At 57.8% G+C, this 19990-nt stretch carries 16 protein-coding genes; 6 read left to right on the top strand and 10 right to left on the bottom strand.

Annotation, left to right across the window (positions count from 1 at the left end):
- The 3 genes from IT540_RS16520 to IT540_RS16510 all read right to left on the bottom strand — a co-directional run.
- Positions 1-907: MFS transporter (locus IT540_RS16520; RefSeq protein ID WP_291180477.1), on the bottom strand; the 907-nt coding region annotated here is incomplete at its 3' end.
- 253 nt (positions 908-1160) lie between these two features.
- Positions 1161-1994 (bottom strand): FkbM family methyltransferase, encoded by an 834-nt coding sequence (locus tag IT540_RS16515; RefSeq protein ID WP_291180473.1) that lies wholly within the window; start codon positions 1992-1994, stop codon positions 1161-1163.
- A gap of 168 nt (positions 1995-2162) precedes the next feature.
- Positions 2163-3353, bottom strand: a complete 1191-nt coding sequence (locus tag IT540_RS16510; RefSeq protein WP_291180470.1) for a polysaccharide pyruvyl transferase family protein — start codon at positions 3351-3353, stop codon at positions 2163-2165.
- Positions 3354-3656: 303 nt separating this feature from the next.
- Between IT540_RS16510 and IT540_RS16505 the strand changes: the two genes are divergently transcribed.
- Together IT540_RS16505 and IT540_RS16500 are read left to right on the top strand one after the other, a co-directional pair.
- Positions 3657-4658 (top strand): glycosyltransferase, encoded by a 1002-nt coding sequence (locus tag IT540_RS16505; protein WP_291180467.1) that lies wholly within the window; start codon positions 3657-3659, stop codon positions 4656-4658.
- 168 nt (positions 4659-4826) lie between these two features.
- Complete coding sequence (locus tag IT540_RS16500; RefSeq protein WP_291180464.1) at positions 4827-5726, top strand: glycosyltransferase family 2 protein; 900 nt, start codon at positions 4827-4829, stop codon at positions 5724-5726.
- Positions 5727-5821: 95 nt separating this feature from the next.
- On the opposite strand, the gene IT540_RS16495 is transcribed toward IT540_RS16500, so the two are convergent.
- The 3 genes from IT540_RS16495 to IT540_RS16485 are packed head-to-tail and all read right to left on the bottom strand — an operon-like array spanning position 5822 to position 9403.
- Positions 5822-7777 carry a hypothetical protein gene (locus IT540_RS16495; protein ID WP_291180461.1) on the bottom strand — a complete coding sequence of 652 codons (1956 nt, stop codon included), beginning with the start codon at positions 7775-7777 and terminating at the stop codon, positions 5822-5824.
- Positions 7778-7793: 16 nt separating this feature from the next.
- Positions 7794-8717, bottom strand: coding sequence for a WcbI family polysaccharide biosynthesis putative acetyltransferase (locus IT540_RS16490; RefSeq protein ID WP_291180458.1), 924 nt, complete (start codon positions 8715-8717; stop codon positions 7794-7796).
- Between the two features lie 35 nt (positions 8718-8752).
- The gene (locus IT540_RS16485; protein ID WP_291180455.1) at positions 8753-9403 is read right to left on the bottom strand and encodes an FkbM family methyltransferase; all 651 of its coding nucleotides are present in this window, start codon (positions 9401-9403) and stop codon (positions 8753-8755) included.
- 363 nt (positions 9404-9766) lie between these two features.
- On the opposite strand from IT540_RS16485, the gene IT540_RS16480 reads away from it, so the two are divergent.
- A complete protein-coding gene (locus IT540_RS16480; protein ID WP_291180452.1) occupies positions 9767-10279 on the top strand; it encodes a hypothetical protein in 513 nt (170 codons plus the stop codon).
- Between the two features lie 74 nt (positions 10280-10353).
- Here the strand turns inward: IT540_RS16480 and IT540_RS16475 are convergent, their stop codons facing one another.
- Together IT540_RS16475 and IT540_RS16470 are read right to left on the bottom strand one after the other, a co-directional pair.
- Positions 10354-13449: an FkbM family methyltransferase gene (locus IT540_RS16475; protein WP_291180449.1), complete on the bottom strand. Its 3096-nt coding sequence runs from the start codon at positions 13447-13449 to the stop codon at positions 10354-10356.
- Between the two features lie 10 nt (positions 13450-13459).
- Positions 13460-14455 carry a glycosyltransferase gene (locus IT540_RS16470; RefSeq protein WP_291180446.1) on the bottom strand — a complete coding sequence of 332 codons (996 nt, stop codon included), beginning with the start codon at positions 14453-14455 and terminating at the stop codon, positions 13460-13462.
- 842 nt (positions 14456-15297) lie between these two features.
- Between IT540_RS16470 and IT540_RS16465 the strand changes: the two genes are divergently transcribed.
- The 3 genes from IT540_RS16465 (at position 15298) to IT540_RS16455 (ending at position 18302) form a co-directional block, all read left to right on the top strand.
- Positions 15298-16584 carry a polysaccharide pyruvyl transferase family protein gene (locus tag IT540_RS16465; RefSeq protein ID WP_291180443.1) on the top strand — a complete coding sequence of 429 codons (1287 nt, stop codon included), beginning with the start codon at positions 15298-15300 and terminating at the stop codon, positions 16582-16584.
- Positions 16585-16713: 129 nt separating this feature from the next.
- Complete coding sequence (locus tag IT540_RS16460) at positions 16714-17538, top strand: ABC transporter permease (protein ID WP_291180440.1); 825 nt, start codon at positions 16714-16716, stop codon at positions 17536-17538.
- Complete coding sequence (locus IT540_RS16455; RefSeq protein WP_291180437.1) at positions 17535-18302, top strand: ABC transporter ATP-binding protein; 768 nt, start codon at positions 17535-17537, stop codon at positions 18300-18302. The genes IT540_RS16460 and IT540_RS16455 overlap by 4 nt, the downstream gene beginning before the upstream one ends.
- Before the next feature lie 66 nt (positions 18303-18368).
- Here the strand turns inward: IT540_RS16455 and IT540_RS16450 are convergent, their stop codons facing one another.
- Together IT540_RS16450 and IT540_RS16445 are read right to left on the bottom strand one after the other, a co-directional pair.
- Positions 18369-19265: a glycosyltransferase gene (locus tag IT540_RS16450; RefSeq protein ID WP_291180433.1), complete on the bottom strand. Its 897-nt coding sequence runs from the start codon at positions 19263-19265 to the stop codon at positions 18369-18371.
- A 20-nt stretch (positions 19266-19285) separates the two neighbouring features.
- On the bottom strand, positions 19286-19990 hold a 705-nt coding region (locus IT540_RS16445; RefSeq protein WP_291180430.1), incomplete at its 5' end, for a glycosyltransferase.

Raw genomic sequence — 19990 nt, 5'->3', positions numbered from 1 at the left:
TCAAGGCGTAGGCGCTTACATAGTCGAGCTTCAGCGTGATGGTGAGGAAGAACAGCGCATAGAACTGTCCCGTGTACCACACTACGCCCTGGCCTGCGGTCGCGCCGAGCAGGGCGAGCAGCACGTACTTGTTGTTGGGGTAGCGAAAGAAGCTGTCGGTGATGGGCTGCGTGGAGCCCTTCCCCTCCGATTTCATGCGCGTGAAAACAGGGCTCTCCTGCAGCTTGAGCCGGATATAGACCGAGAAGATGAGCAGGATGAGCGAAACGAGGAACGCAACGCGCCAGCCCCACTCGGCGAACGTCTTGGCGTCGAAGAAGTAGAAGCGGCAAAGACCGATGACGAGCAACGCCAGGAAGAAACCCAGGGTGGCTGTCGTCTGGATCCACGAGGTCGCAAAGCCACGCTTTCCGGGACGTGCATGCTCGGCGACGTAGGTCGCGGCGCCGCCGTATTCACCGCCCAGGGCCAGTCCCTGCAGGAGTCTCAGGGTGACGAGCAGGATGGGGGCCGCCCAGCCGATGCCTGGCACGGTGAAGCCGAGAATGGTCGAGTCGGAAAACGTCGGCAGGAGGCCGACGGCGAAGGTCGCGAAGCCCATCACGAGGATGGTGATGAGGAACGTATACTTGCGGCCCACGAGGTCGCCGATGCGCCCGAAGATGATGGCTCCGAAGGGGCGCACGAGGAAACCTGCGGCGTAGGTCGCGAAGGCCGAGAGCAGCGCGGCCGTGTCGTTTCCCGGCGGGAAGAACAGGGCGGCGAAGAACGGTGCCAGCGTCGCGTAGAGGTAGAAGTCGTACCACTCGAAGACTGTCCCTAGGGACGACGCGACGATGACGCGCCGTTCCTCCCCCGAAATTCCTTTTTGCGGTTCGGATGCGGTCTCCGTGCCTGCAATGGCCATGTGCGTTTCCCCTTGCGTGTTTTTTGGTGCGACAACTCTACGCAGGCGGCCTGTTATATTGCGAATCACGTGTTTTCATAAGGAAATGAGCCGTCGCGTGCTAAGCGCGTGCCAAAATTACCGCATGCGCGCCTCCCTGTGAGGGAGACAATGGTCGAAAATGAATAGGTCCGCTCCTCGTATGTCTGTTGAATAGTAGCGCGGGACCGGCGTTGCGTCCGGCAAGCTCGGGCAAGGGGCCTTCCTTCCGCCTTCAATCGACGGCGCCCAGATGGCTAACGGGGATGCGGTCCGGCCCTGGGGCTGTGGGGCTCTTGGCGACAATGAGTCCGTCGACCGTGAAGCTCTGCTCGGGCGTGTGCTCGGCTACGATGACGTAACCGTGTCCATCCAAGATCCTGCGGGACTCAATGTGCAGATCCATCGTTTGCCCTTCCTCGAGCCAGCGGTGGGTCGAAACGAACACCCAGCCAATTCGACCAGTGGACAGTAGCTCGCTCGAGCCAAGAAGTGCGCGGCGCTCCCAGCCCTGGATGTCGATGTGCAGGATATCGATGTGCTGGAGAGCGAAATCCTTGGCCAGGGAATCCACAGACACGCGGGGGACCTTCGATGCTTCTGCGCCCGTCTTGAACTCGGATTGTTTCTCGTCAGGCCCGTCCGATACGGCAGCCTCCAGGATCGTCGCATCGTATGTATTGAGTGCGAAATTGGCGCGGCCAACGGCCAGACGCTCGCCGATCGGCTCGACCACAATGACCCGTGCATCGGGAAACACCGATTTGAGCCATAGCGAATAATAGCACCAATACCCGCCGAGCTCGACCATCGTCGGACGTGGCCCAAGGGCTTGCAGAACAGCGTGGAAGACACTCTCCTCTTGCGGCTCGTGATGGCCCCTCAAGTGGCGCACAAGCTCGGTCATCCAGCTTCCGTAGTACTGGTCGGCCAGTACCTTAACGCCGTTGTGCATAATCTGAACCCTGCGGCCGTCGCTGTCGATTACCGCTCCGGCATCGGCGTGTTTTGGAATTGCATCGGCGTCTCGGCACGACGCTGCGAGCTTAATGCGATCCTCGTTGCTCAAGGGCACGGCGCCAATTCCGAGGCTCTGACGCATCCTGTCCGGTTAGACACCTCTACTCCTGCTTGCTGTCGAAAAATGGTCGCGAGGAGAGTCAGATTCCGCAGGCGAGCCGCCCGCACTTCCCATGGAAAGCGAGGTTAAAGGTTGGGTGTAGGCGAGACAACGGGCTTAAGCGGCCTGCCGGAGGGCGAGGTTCAGCAGGTGGCGCGACGGCGGCAGGCCGATGCGCTCGAAAGCCGTGGCGAGCAGGCCGGCCTTGCGACTGCGTGCGGCGTCGAAAGCTACGGGGTCGAATACGGTGCGGGCGAGGATGTCTTGGACTGTGCTCGCGTCATGGAATGCGTCAGCAAATACCTTGGGAACGTTCATCTCATCGGCGAGCTCGCCGACACGGGCGTCGTGGATCACGAGGACACCCGGCCGGGAAGCGGCCAATGCCGCCATGTTGCCGTGGATGCGCGTTCCGATCGCGAGCGAGACACTGGACAGGTCTTCCATCCAGGCACGCGCATCGAAGTGCATCCGGAAATGGCGAGCCAGCGTCGAGACGAAGATGTCGAGCGGCATGTCGGGTGCGAGCTGCTCGCGAAGCCGGTCGAGCTCATATGTGGCCTCGCCGTTGAGCAGTCCTGCCGGGCCATTGAAGAGCTCAGTCTCGCAGGATTGCTGGATGTAGAGACCGCCATTCGTGGCGAGCCAGGAAAAGAGACGCGCCTCGACATCCCGTCGCCAGCCATGCAGCTCGTTGGGTGCGGACGCCGTGACGGCGATCGGGAACGACTCGCGCGACTTTGCCTCAGCGAGCTGGCGCGCAATGGATTGGCCGAGGGCAACGTCCGGGTTGATAAATTGGGATGGGCAGCCGATGCGGAGGACATCGCGCAGGCCAAGCTCGTGGCAGACGGCCTCGGTGAAGGCGCCGCGTACGGTGACCAGCGCCGTCTTGGTCTTCAACAGGTCGACGAAGTCCATCACCGAACTGTTGGATCTGATTTCCGATACGGTCTGTGTCGGGCTCTCGCCATGGGCGGCCTGGGCGCCGAGGCCAAGGACAACGAGAGGTACACGGAGCGACCGCAAGAACTTCGTCAAAAGGTCCCAGCTGCCATCGGCACGCAGATGGTTGGCTGCAGGGAACACGAAAAAGTTCAATCCACGGAAGACAGTGATGTCGCCATAGCCTTTGCCGGATACGCCGATATGCTCGAGCTGGCCGTCAACGATCTCGGTGGATGCAAGCTGGAAGACGAGATTGCCGGTGTTGGCACCGGCAGCCTTCATCAGCTCTGCATTACTAAACCGATCCGGCTCCGGGATAAATCCTGGCGTCCCGAGAAAGGCCGTCTTCGTTACGCTCATGCGCTCGTCTCATCAAAATCATCACGCCGCTTGCCCCTCATCTGATCGCTACGAGGTCAGTAAGCACAAGGCCAATTGGTATAATGGAATAAATGGGGCTGGGCGAAGTTGCGACACTATGGCAGTCACGCCGAAAGCATAGTCTTCTTTCGAACGAAGCGGGGAGGTCGGAACATGGTCTCATTGAGGCGATGTGCCAATCTCGATAATGCGCTATCATGCTTTGTGTAAGGTCTATGTTTCAAACAATCGGCCTGAAGGCAATGCCGGAGACCGGAAAAGAGGTTGCCTAGACGTTCGCCTATGCAGACGCGAAGCTCATCTGTTGGCGATGTCGTTGCGGATCGCGACCTCTCGAATGGGCGTCGAGATCACGACGCCGGTGTTTCGGTCATCCTTTCAACTTTTGCCCCCGATCTGGCTGTTCTTCGGCTTGTTCTGAGTGCGGCGGCGGTCGCCTTGGGGCGGGTCGCGCGATCGGAGCTCATCATCGTCGAGAACGGCTCCCGCGACGTTAACGATGATCTGCTGCAGCTCGTACCGCAGGCCCATCTCATACGCTTGGCGGATCCCAGCCTCCTGTCGGCGCGCTGCGCGGGCATCTCCGTAGCGCAGTACAATGTGCTCGTTTTTCTCGACGACGACACGATCGTGCGCCCAGATTATGCCCTTGCCGCATTGGATCTTGCGGAGACACATCCGAGCATCGGTGTCTTCGGCGGGCGGATCCTCGCGCGGCTGGAAAAGCCCATTGCACGCTGGAAGAAACCTGCTTTGCCCTATCTGGCCGTCCGCGACAGCGAGCTTGCCTTCAAGGCCCGCTGGGGGCAGACGACGCATCCCGATGATCCGGTCGGAGCGGGCATGGTGCTGCGCAGGGTGGTTGCCGAGCGGCTTGCCAGCTACGCGGTGGCCAATCCGGAGGCCAAGCTTGGACGGGAGGGAGACGGCCTTGCCGGCTGCGAGGACAGCGCCATCTGCCTGTTGGCCGACGACCTCAAGCTGGGACGTGCCTATGCGGGGAAGCTCGAACTAGAGCACGTCATTCCGCATTGGCGCCTCAACACCGGCTATCTCATCCGGTTGATCCGATCGACCGGCGCGTCGGCGGCGAGACTCGCCTATTCTAGGGGCGGCGTGTCAGCGCTGCGGCGCCTGTCTCTGGTCGGGCTCGCCGCGCGCCTGGTGCGGGATCTTGTTCGCAACGGCCCTGCCGGCTATCTGACTTGGCAATGGTCGCTTGGGTATTGGCAAACCGCGAACACAATTGCCGACGGAAGAGTTCGGCGGCAGCCCAATACTTGACCAATCCATTCCGGCATTGCTGGATTATTCAGCTACGAAACGGTTCGTAGGCTCATTAACGGAAGAGCTTGGGTGTCGAACCAGATTTATTGACTTGCCCTGCCGGTGCGTGTCTAGTCTGATCCCGTTTCAAGGGGATCTGCTCAATTAACATATGGCGAAACGCGCGTGACTGAATTGCTGCGTATATCTATCGTTGTTCCCTCCTTCAACGCCGCGTCGACAATCGGGAGAACGCTCGATTCCATCATCTCGCAGAATTATCCCAATCTGCAATTGATCGTGATGGACGGCGCCAGCCAGGACGGAACGGTTGCCGTCATCAAGAAATACGCAGACCGCATCGCGTCGTGGAGAAGCGAGAAGGACAAGGGGCAGGTCGATGCACTGAACGCCGGGTTCAGGATCGCGGACGGCGACATCCATGGCTATCTGTGCGCAGACGACGAGTTTATGCCGCACACGCTGGCAACGGTCGCAGAGGCGGCAGCCAGCCGGCCGGACATCGATGTCTTCACCGGCGGCTGTCAGCGGGATTTCAACGGCAGTGCGACCGTGGTGACCTTGCCCGACAAGCGGTTCCTGGAGCGGCTGGATATCGTCAATACCATCGAGCAGCCCTCGACGTTCTGGCGCGCCGCATCCCACAAGGCGGTGGGCGAGTTTGACCTATCGTTTCGTTATGCGTTCGATTGGGAATACTGGTGCCGCCTGAAGAAGGCCGGCTTCAAGTTCGCCGCGATCGAGGAGCCTCTCTCGGTCTATCACTTCTCGGATTCCAACCTGACGTCCACGGGCGGTCGCAAGATCGTCGACGAGATGTACCGCATCGTGAAGTCCTATGGACCGCGGGGCGGTGCCCTGGCAGACGTTTACATGTGGCTTTACGAGGTGTTCGATCTCAGGGGCTACTACGATCATCACACCGAGATGCCGGCGTGGAAGCGCACCCTGTTCTACAGTTGCCTGGTTGCACTTTATTCTGTGTACGGTCGCGAGTATATTGATTCCTATAATTGGAACTTCGCGTCGCGCCAGGAGCGCGGGCTCGGCTGGAAGGCGGGTTGAATTTCACGCTCGGCAGGGTATTCACCAAGAAATTTATACTCGACCCTGCTCGATGTGATCTGCAGCTGGATGGATGGCGAGTTTTTCGCCTCCTCTTACTGCAGGAGATGAATCGCAGACGGACTGACAGAGAAGCTTAGCTCGGCAGTGTCATCGAGCGGAGCACCGTAGTGGTCGAGTCGCAGCCAGCCCTGCGGATATTCTGCGTTGCCCTCAGGCTGAAACAGGCCGATCGCTTCGATCTTGTTCTCCTTGAGAAATTCATAGCGTCGTGCCGTGGCGGGACCGGATGCTTGCACGCTGTCAAATTGTTGAAGGAGTCTTTCGACGAAGCGGAAGGATGCGTACGAGGGTCTGCAATAAACGTCGCCATAGCCCACCATCGCATATCCTGCTGAGGCATCTTGCCTGTAGCCCGAAATCTGTTCCGGGCGCGGATTATGGTAGCGAAACCAGAGTATCGCAGCGATGGAACTGCGCGATGCGCTTTCCAGTGTGTAGAGGACCAAGAACATAGCCTGATTATCGAGTGAAAAGGCAGGGTATCGGAAACCAATCTCAGTTAGGAAAGTCTTGAACTCTGGACGATTCGAAGCTGATTTGTTGAGTATGGTATCCAGCTGGTCGAAATGTTCAACGAACAAATGCGGTTGATAGGTATAACCGTGCACCGATAGGCCATCGCAATACTGTCCTCCGCCAGCGTCAAGAAACTTGTCAAGGAAGTCAAATGTCCAACTATGTGTACAGCCGCCCAAGACCACGATCGAAGGATCGATAGTTTTGACCATATCATAGGATACCTTGTGGAGTTCGACGAGGGTACCGCAATCTTCGTTCCAATGCCCGATAACAGATGCTTCGTTCCATACTTCGTAATGCGTTGCCCCCACTGCTTTCATCTCGTTGATCATCCAGGCAACCAGCTTTCGGTAAGCGCCCCAATCAGAAGGTGCATACCTGTCGAAGTCATAAGCAGATGACTTTCGGCTCAGTCGCTTCGGCATGTTGAATACAGGAACGATACGCGATCGTCCGGCGCCGGGAGGGAGTGGCGGTAGTGTGTTTATGCCGCGCCCAAAACGAGGGCCTCCGGCGTCCTCGACCGTAACCTTCAGAGGTATCGGAATACGATCCCAGGAGCCGCCGAGCGCGGCGATTTTGTCGTATGTTCCGGAATCCGAGATGCCGAGTTTTGTGGGCTTTCCGCTCTTTTTGCGCGCTAGAGTTCGGCAAATTGGCCAGCGCGATTCCGCCACGATGCTACCACCTGAAACGACCCTTGCCTCAAGCATGTAGTGACCAGGGTTCGCGAGAGTCAGTGTGAGTGGCGAGCTACTGTCGCGAAGCTCCGTTCGCGTGTCATAAACTTTCTCTTTTTTGCACCAGAGCGAAATGTTTAGTTCGGCGCCTTTATATCCTAAGACGAGGCCAACATGCGTTAGCGAGACGTCGAAGGTCATTAAAGCGTGCTCGGTCGAGTAGACCGGATAGTGGGTCGCTTGTGCCGTCCGCTCGAACTGGACCAGATTCGGAACCCCATACTTCGTATGTGGCACGTCCTCGATGAGAAAAATCTCGCCAAGCTGAATGTCGATGTTTTCCTCTGGGTGAGGCAGGAAGTCGAACGTCAATCCTACAATGGATGTATCAAAGAATGCTCCGTCATCGGGAACGTTGCTCTTCATGTCTTTGTCATAAACAAAAGCCGCAACGGGAAGATGAAGATTCTGGATCCTATTCGGGCGCGTTATGTCGAAGAAATCCTTCAAATTACCTCGTGCAAACCTGTATACAGTTCCCATCGCGTTTTGCATCGAAATTGTAGGAAAGCCGAAATCTCCCCTAACAATATCGGGAAACATGGCACTCGATGTTGGGGACTGCATGGTGAAACAAAGTAGCGACGACCTAGTTAGTGGTATACGGCCATCGAACGCCGCTCGCGCAACGGGGGCCATAGATGGCTTGATCTCGAACATATACGGCGGCTTCTTGGGCGGCCTTAAGACGCCAGGTAAGCGAACGGCGTCCCATTCGATTTCGATCACGTTGCTTGTCCTCAACTCAAGATTTTAGAGGGCTGATAGGTCTTGAAGGATATTGCCTAAACTTGTGAATCAGGTTCGGCACGCCCTGTGTTTCCGATAAGGCCGCGAGGATCAGATCCTTGTCGAGGTTCCTATAGGAACGAAACATCGATCTAATATATTCGTCGAAGGTCAAAGATTTCGACTTCCAATGAAATAGGAAGTTCTCTATATTGTATATTTCTCCTAAGTGGAACGCTACGGAGGGTAGCATCGGATAATGCGGGTAGCGAAGAAAATCTGTTCCCTTATCCGATACGTTTTCATTTCTTCCGATCAAGCTAATAATGCTGTTGCACACGTGTGCCAGTACAAACCGAACAGGATGATTGAAGGTGTGGCAAAGTACTCGAGAAGCGATCTGATTGGCGAATAGCTGCGAACCGGTAATGGTGCACCCCAATTCCTTCTCGCGGTTGATATTTTCTGAAACGATTCGACACACTTCCTCTTCGACCCATGACTTTGAGAAAAGTTCGCGATCCATCATGTGCTCGACGACCTGCTCGATCTCGAGGCCTTCGGCGATCAAGAAAGCAACGATGCAATCGTGATAAAGCCAGCCGGGCGTATTTAGTCGTTTTCCATTATGTTTGAGAGTGCATAGGGTGATTTGCTGCCCAGTGAAGTAAATTGACGGAAACCACTCGATAAGTGCGGTTGATCTGGCCAGATTGCGAATCGAATCTGATCTAAATTCCGTGATTGAATAGCTGTTAGAAATCGGTTGACTGACGATTGCGTCGGCCTGCGAGATGAATTCCCTTACGGATTTCAACGTGTCTTCTGAATGAGGCTCGTGGACCGGCAAGCTCTCAATCCGCCAGTCAGTCAGCACCTCCGACAGCATTTGCTTGCAAGCGGGACCTTGGCAGTTCGCGTTGATATACAGCTTCTTCATAACGTTGGCAGTGTCCCTTGGGGGCTTATCGAGCCTCATGCCCACCGATGATGTTTCCGCAGCGGCCCGTCCTCGCGTGCGAAGACGACGTCGACGTAGCCGAGCGCGTTGTCGAAGGGGCGGGTCTGGTAGCTTACGATGTCGTAGACTGCGAAGCCTAGGTTACGCATCGTGGTGATGGTGTCGCCGAAATCGGGCAGGTCGGCGCGGCCGGTTGGGTGGAACATGTTGACCTCGCAGACCGCCACATCGACCCGCCGTAGAAACTCACGACCGCCACGCATGACGTGCATGTCGTAGCCCTGGCAGTCGGTCTTGATCAGGATTGGGCTTTCAAACTCGCGCGTGCCCAACAGGTGGTCAAGTGTATCGACGGGAACGGATATGGTGTCGCCACCAGCCGAGGACGCGAACGCCGCGCCGACCTCGCCGCCTTTCTGCACGCGCATCGGCATCTCGCCGGGCTGATCGCTGAGTCCGATCAGGTGGTACTCACCCCGGTACTTTCCGAGAAGCTGTTTCATGCGTGCCTCGTAAGCTGGCACGGGATCAATCAGCACGTGATAGGCATCCGGGAAGGGCTGAAGAATTTCCTGTGTGCCCCAGGCCGCGCCCACGTCGATCACGGTTTTCGGCGTTAATCTGCGCTCGATTAGATATTGGCAGAACTCTTCGAGGCTTATCATTGGCCTTCTTGTAGTCATTTACTCTTCGCTTTGCGATATCCTGTGAATCGTCGGAAGACGCGCCCCAGCCCACCGCGTAGTCGGCGGATATCCCAAAGGTGGTTGGTTCTCGCCATTCTTGGCTGGATCGCCGTCTCGATACAATGGGGTCATGTATGCGCGTTCGATCTTTTATTCCCATTAGACATTCGATCTTACCTACAATCAGGAGTGGTCGCTTGTCGCCGTCTGTAGGACGGAACGCCGCAATGGAGTTTGAATTTGTTGCGGTGCGCAAAAACAGTCGGTATGCTTCTTTCTGTATTGTTTGTGCGACGTCGGATATGTGGTTATTTGTGCGTTTTGGAGGAGTCTATGAGGGGGGTGGTTGCGTTCCTGTTGTTGATCGGTGCTGGAGTGGCCGGCGCAGCCGCTTATTTCTTTCTGTTCCTGGGGGACAACATGCTGGCTTCCCCCGATGACTTTGGTCACAAGAGCTGGGTGATTTATAAGGGCGTAGCGGTCGCCAAGCCGACAAAACTGGAGGGTCCGCCGGGCTGTTCCAACAAGCTGACATTCGACGCACAAGGCGCGATAGCCGCGCTCGGGCACGCTTCGGTGAAGGTCGGGGACAAGGTGGAGTCCAGCGTCTGGCTATGGTCGGATTCTCCGGCGACAGTAAATCTTTACGCAGGTCGCGAGGGGGCGGGTGCCTGGGAAGGAACTGCCACAAGTGTAATGTTGACGCCTACGCCCACCGTCTACACGGTCGTTCACGAGTTCAAGTCCTCCCACCCAGGCGCGAAGTTGCAGCTGGTGGCGCCGGCGGAAGCCGTAGAGTTGAATGCGTGCGGCGCGGCGCTGAAGGTTCTAAAACCTCCGCAGGCGACATCCTGAGAAGACTGCTTGAGCTGGTCGGGAACAGACCTGCTGTTCTGCAGGGGAAACTTATCCATTCCGGCCGGCTTTACCTAGGATTTTCCGAGGTAGATTTGGGTGGCTTCTTTGACCTTGGCGCTGGCGCGAACGCCGAGCTTCTCTCCGAACCTGATCCACCGTGACTTTGAAAGATCCAAAGCGATATCGCCGAGCTTGTTCGCGAGAAGGGCGGCTTCCGCGCTTCTTTGCTCGCCTTTGTCCAACTCCTCCATCGCCCTCTGTATTGATTTCATAACGGCCGCCATCTGTTCCTCCGTGGCGGCTTCGTGAGGAGGCGGTTCCTTTGCCCGGTCCTGCTCACTTTGAAGCTCCGCCAATCGGTTCGACATCGATTCGACCTCGGCATCTTTTCCTGCCAGGTCGAGTCTCATTCGCTCCAATTGGTCTTGTAGCTCTCGACTGTGTGCGTAGGCGGAGGCGATCTCGGCTTCTTTTTGGGCCAAACCCGCTGTCATGTCTTCCTTCAGACGCTCGAGCTCGCTTTGCAGCTCTTCGTGCCGGGTTGCCGCGGCGACGCTGGCTTCCTTCTTGACGGCAAGCTCTGCCAGCGCCTGTTCGATAACCGAAGTCAAAGATCCGAAGCTGGTCTCAAGCTCGAGCTGGCGTCCGATCGCGGCGGCTGCCAGCTTTTCCTGCTCGGCCAATAGCGATGCGCTCTCCGTGCGCGTTCGCTCCAGTTGGCTTTCCAGCTCTTGGCTATGTGCGTGCGCGGCGGCGATCTCGGCGTCCCTTTCGGCCAGGCTGGTCGCCATGTCCTCCTTCAGGCGCTCGAGCTCGCTTTGCAGCTCTTGATGCCGCGCTGCTGCCTCGGCGCTGGCTTCGTTCTTGGCGGCGAGCTCGGCAAGCGCTTGGTCTATGGCTGAAGTCAACGACCCGAAGCTGGTCTCAAGCTCGTGCTGACGGCTGATCGCGGCGGCTGCCAGCTTCTCGTGTTCGGCCAACACCGATGCGCTTTCCGTGCGCGTTTGTTCGAACTGGCTCCATAGCTCTCGGTTATGTGCCTGCGCAGCGGCGATCTCGGCGTCCTTTTTCGCCAGGTTCGCCGCCATGTCCTCCTTCAGGCGCTCCAGCTCCCTTAGCAGCTCTTGATGCCGGGCTGCTGCCTCGGCGCTGGCTTCGTTCCTGGCAGCGAGCGCTTGTTCGGCGGTAGTTGTCAGTGATCCAATGCTCGTCTCAAGCTCGAGCTGACGTCCGATTGCGGCTGCTGCCAGCTTTTCTTGCTCAGCTAATAGCGATGCGCTCTCCGTGCGCGTGCGTTCCAATTGGCTTTCCAGCTCGTGGCTACGTGCGTGCGCGGCGGCGATCTCGGCGTCCTTTTCCACCAAGCCGGCCGCCATGTCTTCCTTCAGGCGCTCGAGCTCGCTTTGGAGCTCCTTATGCCGGGCTGCTGCCTTGGCGCTGGCTTCGGTTTTGGCGGCGAGCTCGGCAAGCGCTTGCTCTATGGCTGAAGTCAACGACCCGAAGCTGGTTTCAAGCTCGTGCTGACGGCTGATCGCGGCCGCTGCCAGCTTCTCGTGCTCGGCCAACACCGATGCGCTTTCCGTGCGTGTTTGTTCGAACTGGCTCCATAGCTCTCGGTTATGTGCCTGCGCAGCGGCGATCTCGGCGTCCTTTTTCGCCAGGCTCGCCGCCATGTCCTCCTTCAGGCGCTCCAGCTCCCTTACGGCGTCGCCATGTTGTGAGATTGCTGCGGCGGCTCCTCTGAGGCGGCCAAGCTCGTCGTGCAGAAAGCCTGTAAATGAAGTCCATGCTCCGGGTCCCTTGAGCAACGGAACGTATCTCTCGAACCGCGCAGCAATCTCGCCGATTCGTTCGTCTGAACCGGTGATGAGGCTTGCAATGCGCCCCAATTGATCGCTGACTGCGTTCAATTGTTCAAAGAGCGCTTCCCGCTCCTGGGCTACCGTATTGTTCTCGGTCGCCAGGGTGTCCTTTTCGCAGGCAAGGGCGCTCGCTGACCCCATCACCGCACCCAGGCGTTCATCCAATGCCTCAAGCGCCTGGAACATTTCCTGCAAAGAGACTTCGGAAGGGTTTGTGAGCAGCCCCCGCGCCGGCGGCCGAACATCATCTTCTTTCGTCAGGACCGTGTGGATTGCCACCATTGACTCGAGCAAACCTGACAAGCGCGTATAGATGTTTCCGCTAGCGGCTTTGAACTGGTGCAGCTCCCGAGCTGCGCGGCCTCGCCTGACGAACTCATCAACTTGATTGACTGTCTTCACGTGCGCCTCAGAAAGGCGCGCGTTTACAACGCCGACGTCTTTTGTTGCGATGATGTTCTTGTGCCAAACAGGAAACGATCCGGAAAATTTGCGCAATGCTTTCTTTTCGGGATCGAACTCGCACAACGTGAATCCGCAAGATATAAGAGCCTGTGCCAGATCGGATGTGCTTCTTCCTTGCTCCTGCAGGTTCTGCTCGGTGAATTCGACGAGAAGGGTAACATCAGTCGATTGGGACAAATAATCGTGCGCTTGGGTGATTGCCTCGTATTCCGAGCCTTCGATGTCAATCTTCACGAAAGTGAATTTCGACTTCGGGAGGGTGTCTATAACATCCGCCAATGAGATGGCTGGCACGGTTATAAAATGGCCCTGCGCGGGAGTGGCGTCCGATGCAACGATATGGGAGTAGGCTTCATTTCCACCGGTCTTTACGAGGAACTTCACCTCTTTTGCGCCGGCGGGGGCGCCGACCGCAGCGGAAACGACGGTCTTTACGATCTCGTCTGTCGTGTCGCCGGGTGACCGGACGCCAAGGTTCTTGCGGATCAGGAAGTTCAACTGCGAATTTGCTTCAACTGCAACGATATGTGCGAGGTGGCCGGTCACCTCGTCAACCAATGCGCTATAAAGTCCTGCATGCGCGCCAATATCGGCAAATGCATCGCCCGGCCTCATTAGGAGAGCCGTGAAGGCGATGTCCTCGAATTCAAACCAACCTTGCCGCAGAAATTTCGCTACCGCGTCCGCGGGAGGGAAGTAGACCTCTCGCCCAAACAGCAGCGTAAGCTTGTCGAGCCCATAGGCTTGAGTTTCGTTCGCTGCCAGATACGAAACGTTCGCCAAGTCCCCTTGCATTCCGGCGCCAAGCGGCCCATGCGAAAATTCCTTGTTCAGCACCATGACCTCTGTCTTACGCCTCCCGGCCGGCGCTCCTCAGCGCATGTATGGTTGCAAGCAGATCAGTTGAGTCCTTCCAGCCACTCCGCTCCCTCAAAGCCTGCAAGTATCCGCGATCCCAATAAATCATTCCTACAGCCTCAATTAGACCGTTTTTCGACCATCTATGCATGAAGTTCTCGGCGAGCATCTTGGTTTCCCTGGCTGGAGGATTTGCGACGGCGCGACCGCTTATCGTCTCAATCAGTACGAAACAATAGCCTTGACCCTGTAGCAACCGTCTCAAATAAGAGTACGTGAGCCGCCGCTTCGTAATGTGGTGCTTCAAGTGGAGTTGGGGGCGATAGCCGCATTCAAATCCCATGCGATGGGCGATCCGGCTCAGGAGAGAATCCTCACCGGACATCAGCATGGCGCCGGATCGACCTAGCCGGCCGACTACTTCATGAGTCTCGACCAACGCCGCATAGGCCTCGGCAACAGGTCGCCGGACAACGATGCCTGCGCCGATCGGCTCATGGGGCCCCCAAGTTTCTCCGGACCCTGTAAGATCGTCGGATCCGACATCGCGGACGCCGAGATGGGGCAGAAACGCTCTCTTTGGGCCAGACACCTTTCCTTCAAGGACACCAAAGCAGCGCCCACCGAAGGTGCCGAGATTCGTTTCATCCTTGGCAATTCGTAGCGCATTCTCGAGGTAGTCAGGCGCCAACTCGTTGTCATCGTCTACAAATACGAATACATCCGTGGACCCCGCGTAAATTCCCGCAACGCGGGCGAACACAAGTCCTTGGCGCTTCTCCACTTGCAGATCGACCTTGTGCAGGCACAAGCGCTGCAGAAGCTCGCGCTGCAAGGGCGGCTTGGAATTGTTGTCGACGACAATGACTTCATAGTATCTCGGTGATAGCGTTTGCGTGCTCAAGGAGCGCAACGCTTTTGCCAGAAGGTCAATTCTGGGATTATACGTGCAGACGATGACCGTTAATTTGAGATCGGCTTGAGGCACTGAGGGGAATTCGACGCGATAAGCCTGAAAAAGATGAACTGAACGACGAGCTGAGAGCTGAGTATAGAAGTTTAGTTCTGCAGCGCAACATGAAATGGCCGCTCATCTTTCTGCGGCCTGCCGATGTGGCTGTCCATAGTTTGCTACACTAGAATTAATCCATAAAGTAAAATAGCTGAGCTATTGATCGGCGATGCTGAAGCGGTCGCTAGATCAATAAAAAGCGATCTCTCTATTTCGAAGACGAGAATGGGAGCAGCCGCGCAGCGTCAACGAACCGCTTAAAGGTTCTCGGCGGAGCTTGATGATGATCGCAGCCGATGAACTTGATGTCGCCTCTAGCTGACGGCCCTAGCTTCAGTGGTGGCCAATGAGCTGCTCAACTTGAGAATTGTCCCGTGATCCAGAGGTGCAATCATGCGCTCTCCGGCTACTTTTCGCGTCCAGAGCTGAGCGGCTCCGCTAGCCGTTGCTGCAATGTAAAAGGGGATTGCTTCGCGCAATCGCAGGCAAAGGTAAGTGCGCCTGACATCAGCACCCGTTCGATAGTTGAACCATACGATCGAACGCTCGTTCCAATCAAAGTCCGTCAGCACGCAACACTCCTTAGGGACGGAGCCCAAGACACATATCTATCAAGTATGCAATTCTAGAGCTCTCTTTTTATACAGATTTTTGGATATCTTCAATGGTCTTGCCACAGACGGCCTGGAGTGTGTGGCTTCTGCGCTACTGGGTGCGCTAACTGGTTGAACGGTTGCCTTTAAGGCATTGTCGGAACGACGTTTGCCACGCAATGCGGCATGCGTGATGTTCGTTTCCCAAGGTGGAAGAGTATTTGGATGTCTCCCCTCTCGCGCGCGCTCACGGTTTCAGGCAAGCCGCGCCTCGCCATGTTTGCGCGTCATTCGCTGCTGGACGGCAGGGGTGCAGGCTACGTCTTGCCGCCGGGCGATGAGCGTGGCCACGCCTTCCTTGGCCGCTGGCCCCACAATCTGGGTGATCAGTTCGTGGCGTCCGCGCTCGGGCGGCTCCTCGATTTTGATGAGTTCTACACGCTGACGCGTGAGGCCACGGTCGAGCAATTCGACATCATCAACAACGAGTGCCATGCCGTTATTGCCGTCATGCAGAACGCACTCTATCCGGGCTTTTTCGGCACTCAGCTTCCTGTTTCCTATCTCAAACAGCTCAAGATACCGGTTGTCTTGCTGTCGCTTGGCCTGCAATTCCGGTTTGGCGATGCGATCAAGCTGACGAGTGAGGACGTCGAGTCTCTCAAATGGCTTCACGACCATGGCGTGAGCTCGCAGGTCCGCGGCTACATGAGCCAGGAGCTTCTGGCGCGCCACGGGATCCACAACACCAAGGTGCTTGGGTGTCCAAGCCTTCTTTGGTCAGGGAAGCGCGCTGTGAGGTTGAGGGCGCCGACCTACAGGAATGTCGGATTTACGATTACCGACATGGGCGCTATTCCCGCGCTGCACAAGTTTCAATTCGAGATCATGGAGAAGACCTTCAAGCGGGCGGAGCAGTTCGCGCTAATCGCTCAAGGCGGCGAGTATGTGCTTCAGGATTTCTTGACCGTGCGCGACGGTGTGCATCCGTCGCTTCGCGAGGATTTTCTGGTCGAAGGTACGTTGGGCGCGACACGCGAAACTGCCAAGACCGATTATTGTGGTGGGCTCAAGCCCGGCCAGCTCGTGAAATCCTATGTCACACGCTATTCCCTGGACGAGAAAGGCAAGAGCCTGGATTGGTACTATCGGGATATTTCGGAGCCGTTGCGCAACAACATCAGGGAGCGAGCAGTCTTCTCCTCGTGCTTGTCCGAGTACCTGCGGCGTGCGCGCGAGCTATCGTTGATCGTTGGGACGCGCCTGCATGGGAACATTCTCGGGATTTCCCAAGGGACTCCGGCGGTCTTTGCCGTGCACGACTATCGCCTGAAGGACATGGTCGAGTTCCTGAAGCTCCCGCATGTGTCATTTGAGCGCGGCGAGACAGACTTCGATTTGAGCGCTTGCGACTGGTCCGCTTTCGAGCAACTGCTTCCCTCCATCTACGACGGGTTCGCAGATTTCTTCGATGAGCACGGATTAACTCATATGCTTAAAAAGGAGGGGTGATCCGTGCCGCGCAGCACAGCGGAATTGCGGCCGGTCGCGACGGTTTGCACCGCGGTTATTTTGTCGTAAACGTCAGCCGATTTTCAGGCTTGCGGCTGCAGCCTGAGCCTGTTGGGGGTGCCTCGTCCCTTGAAACCGCTTGTCGTGTATGAAGCCAAGGCCGGACAGAGCCATCTGCAAGATGCGCTGAGGGATCTGCGCGAGGGTATCCAGCGGCACGTGATCTGGCGCGAACTCGTGCGCCGCGATCTCTACAATCGCACCAAAGGCGCCAGCCTTGGCAGGTGGTGGATCGTCATTGGACAAGCGATCGCGATCGCCGGCATTGGCTTCGTCTATGCCAACCTGTTCAATGTGCCGCTCAACAGCTACCTACCCTATCTCGCAACCGGCCTTGTGACGTGGGGCTATATCGTTTCCCTCATCAATGAAGCGTCCGATGTCTTCGTGTTTTCGAAGGGGTATCTCACGCAGACTCGCTTGCCGTTGAGCATCTGTGTGTTTCGCTTCGTCACGCGCAACATGCTTCTTTTTGCTTACAAGAGTTCCATTATCGTCGCGACGCTGCTCGTTTTCCAGGTGCCCGTCGGATGGACCGCCCCGCTGGCGCTGGTGGGTGTCCTTCTCATTGCGGCGGCGGGGTTCTTCACCGGTGTCATCCTGGGCTTGCTGAATGCGAGGTACCGCGACATCGGCCAGCTCGTCACGTCGCTCACCGTGTTTCTGTTCTTCGTAACGCCCGTTTTCTGGAGGCCGGATCGTCTCGGCGATTTTTCTTGGATCGTTGACTACAATCCGTTGTTCCACTTCGTAAGCTTGGTTCGTTCGCCGTTGCTCGGTGATCCGATAGACGGCTGGTCATTCATGATGACAGGAGGAACAATCGCCGTCTTGGCGCTCATTGCTTCGCTCGTCTACAAGTTCATGGGGCGCGAGGTGATCTACTGGCTATGATGGACGATGCGATTTGTCGATCCGAGATCACGCTCACGAATGTTTCCATCGCTTTCCCACTCGTCCGCTATCAAGCGCGACAGTCATGGGTGGCGGAGGCGCCGACAAAGACAGGTGGGAAGATCGAGAGATCCGAGCGGGGAGTGACGCGGATCTGTGCCCTCGAGGACATCAGCCTGACTGTGAATGCCGGAGACCGGATCGGCATTCTCGGTCATAACGGTGCGGGAAAATCGACACTGCTGCGTGTCGTCGTCGGCGTCTACCCGCCCAGCAAGGGCGCTGTCAGGGTGCGGGGGCGGATCGCGTCGATGATCGATATCCACACGGGCTTCGACAACGCTTCAACCGGGATCGAGAATATCCGGCTACGGGCGATGTTCATGAACATTCCGCCTAAGCTCGTCGAGGACAGGCTGCCGGACGTCGCCGAGTTTGCAGGGTTGGGTGACTATCTGAACCTTCCGCTGGCGACCTATTCGTCGGGCATGCGCGCACGGCTTGCCTTCGCGATCGCGACGGGATTCGATCCGGAAATCGTCGTCATGGACGAATGGTTGTCGGCCGGCGATCGCGCATTCCGCGAAAAGGCGGAGGCGCGGATGGACACCTTCGTGGATCAGGCCGACATTCTCGTGATCGCATCGCATTCGGATCCGCTGCTGATGCGCGTGTGCAACCGGGCCATCGTGCTTGATGGTGGACGCATTGTTTTCGACGGCCCCGTGAAGGACGCTATCGAGCTTCGAAAAAGCACCGCTTAGCGCTGGTTGCGCCTGTGCTCGCAGCACAAGCTTCGCCGGCGTTGGATGAGGATCGCGGGTTGGGTTTCAATACCCGCTGAGCCGTCTCCTCCATGTCCACCAGTCGTGCAAGGCCCAGGGCGCAGAGACAACGAGGCGGAGCGGCGAGACCGATGAGGTGCGCGCAACGAGCGCTGGGCTCGGATCTAGACCGCGCAGGCGCGCCGCATGGAGCCTAAGGGCGCTCAGAGTTTCAGCGGTTGCGACGGAGTTTAGAACGTCCGGTTCGGAGCCATAGTGGCGACGCACGTAGTCGTTGAGGACAATCTCCGCCTTGAGCAAGCGCTCACGGGCCCCCTTGTCGCCCGCGATCGTCGTCGAGCCAGCATGCACGCTGTAGTGATAGACCGGCCTCGGAAGCGCGGCGCTTCGAACCTTTCTTTTCGCCGCGCGTAGCAGAAGCTCGCGATCGGCTCCCAACCCTGCCGAGGGATCCAGCGGACCGAGGCCGAGCAAGAAGTCCTTGCGGAAGAAGCGCGCGTTGATCGCCGGAATGCCAAACAGGATGCCCTTTGGGGAGAGCGGTTCCTCTTGTTCGAGCCAATGCCGAGGATCCGCCGTTGGGCCGATCGTCACCCCGCCACTGACGAAATCAAGCGTGGAATCCCGGGCAAATGCCTCGCCCACCGACTTCAAGGTTCCGGGATAGAGGAGATCATCGGAGTTCAGCCAGCCAATGATTGTCCCCGTCGCCGCCGCGAGGGCCTTGTTCACCCCGTGATATATCCCTGCGTCCGGGCCGGGAAGAACTCGGGTGTCCGCGTAAGCACTGGCGATACGTATCGTGTTGTCGGTCGAGCCCCCGTCCGCGACGATGATTTCGACGCCGTATGCGATTTCTTGTGCAGCTATGCTGTCGAGGGCACGCGCAAGGACCTGTTCCGAATTGAGAGCAGGGATCACGATACTGAAGCGGGGAGCCATGCGAGCTCGATGTCCAACGGCTAGGTCAACGTGTCCCAGCCCGGTGAGAAATGCAGCGATAGCCGCGGGAATGCTCGCAGCGACCGGGCTAGGTAGAACGCAGCGCTCGGCCATCGGCCGGCATAATAGTGGGCGGCCGCGCACTCGAGATCAACATAGGCGGACAGGCGGGCCAGGAGATCCGCGTCGTCGGTGCGATCCTGCCATTTCTCCATGATGGTCCGTGCCGAGCGTTCGAGAAGATCGGGCGGCTGGGTGCGCCGCCGCTCGAGGACAGTGCCTACCAGGGGCAACGTGCGAAGCTCGGTCCCGCGCATTGCGAGGTCGAGGAACCAGTCGACATCCTCCAGCCGTCGCAGTCGCTCGTCCTGGAAGATTCCGGCGTCGAGGATGGCTTGCCTGTTCATGATGACGCACGATCCGGGCGAGAACCAGCAGCCGGATGCGAATGCGCGCGGGCCGCTCGCGGCTCTCGGCAATCGATGCGCGACCACGCGTCCGTTCTCGTCCTCCTCCGCCCACCCGCAGGCGAAGGCGGTGAGCGGGGGTGCTGTGACGTGCTGCTCGGCGACGAGCCGCCACCTGGCTTCGAGGCTTTGAGGCAGCAGGTGATCATCGCTGTCCAGGAAGGATACCCATTCCGTGCCAGCGGCGCGCAATCCCGTGTTGCGCGCTGCCGCTGGACCGCGATTGCTCGCGTGGTGCAGGAACGTCAGCGGAAGTTC

Source organism: Hyphomicrobium sp., assembly GCF_020852195.1.
Classification (GTDB): Bacteria; Pseudomonadota; Alphaproteobacteria; order Rhizobiales; family Hyphomicrobiaceae; genus Hyphomicrobium_C.
The sequence above is the reverse complement of the archived record's forward strand: the minus strand, read 5'-3'. Positions and strand labels throughout refer to the sequence as shown.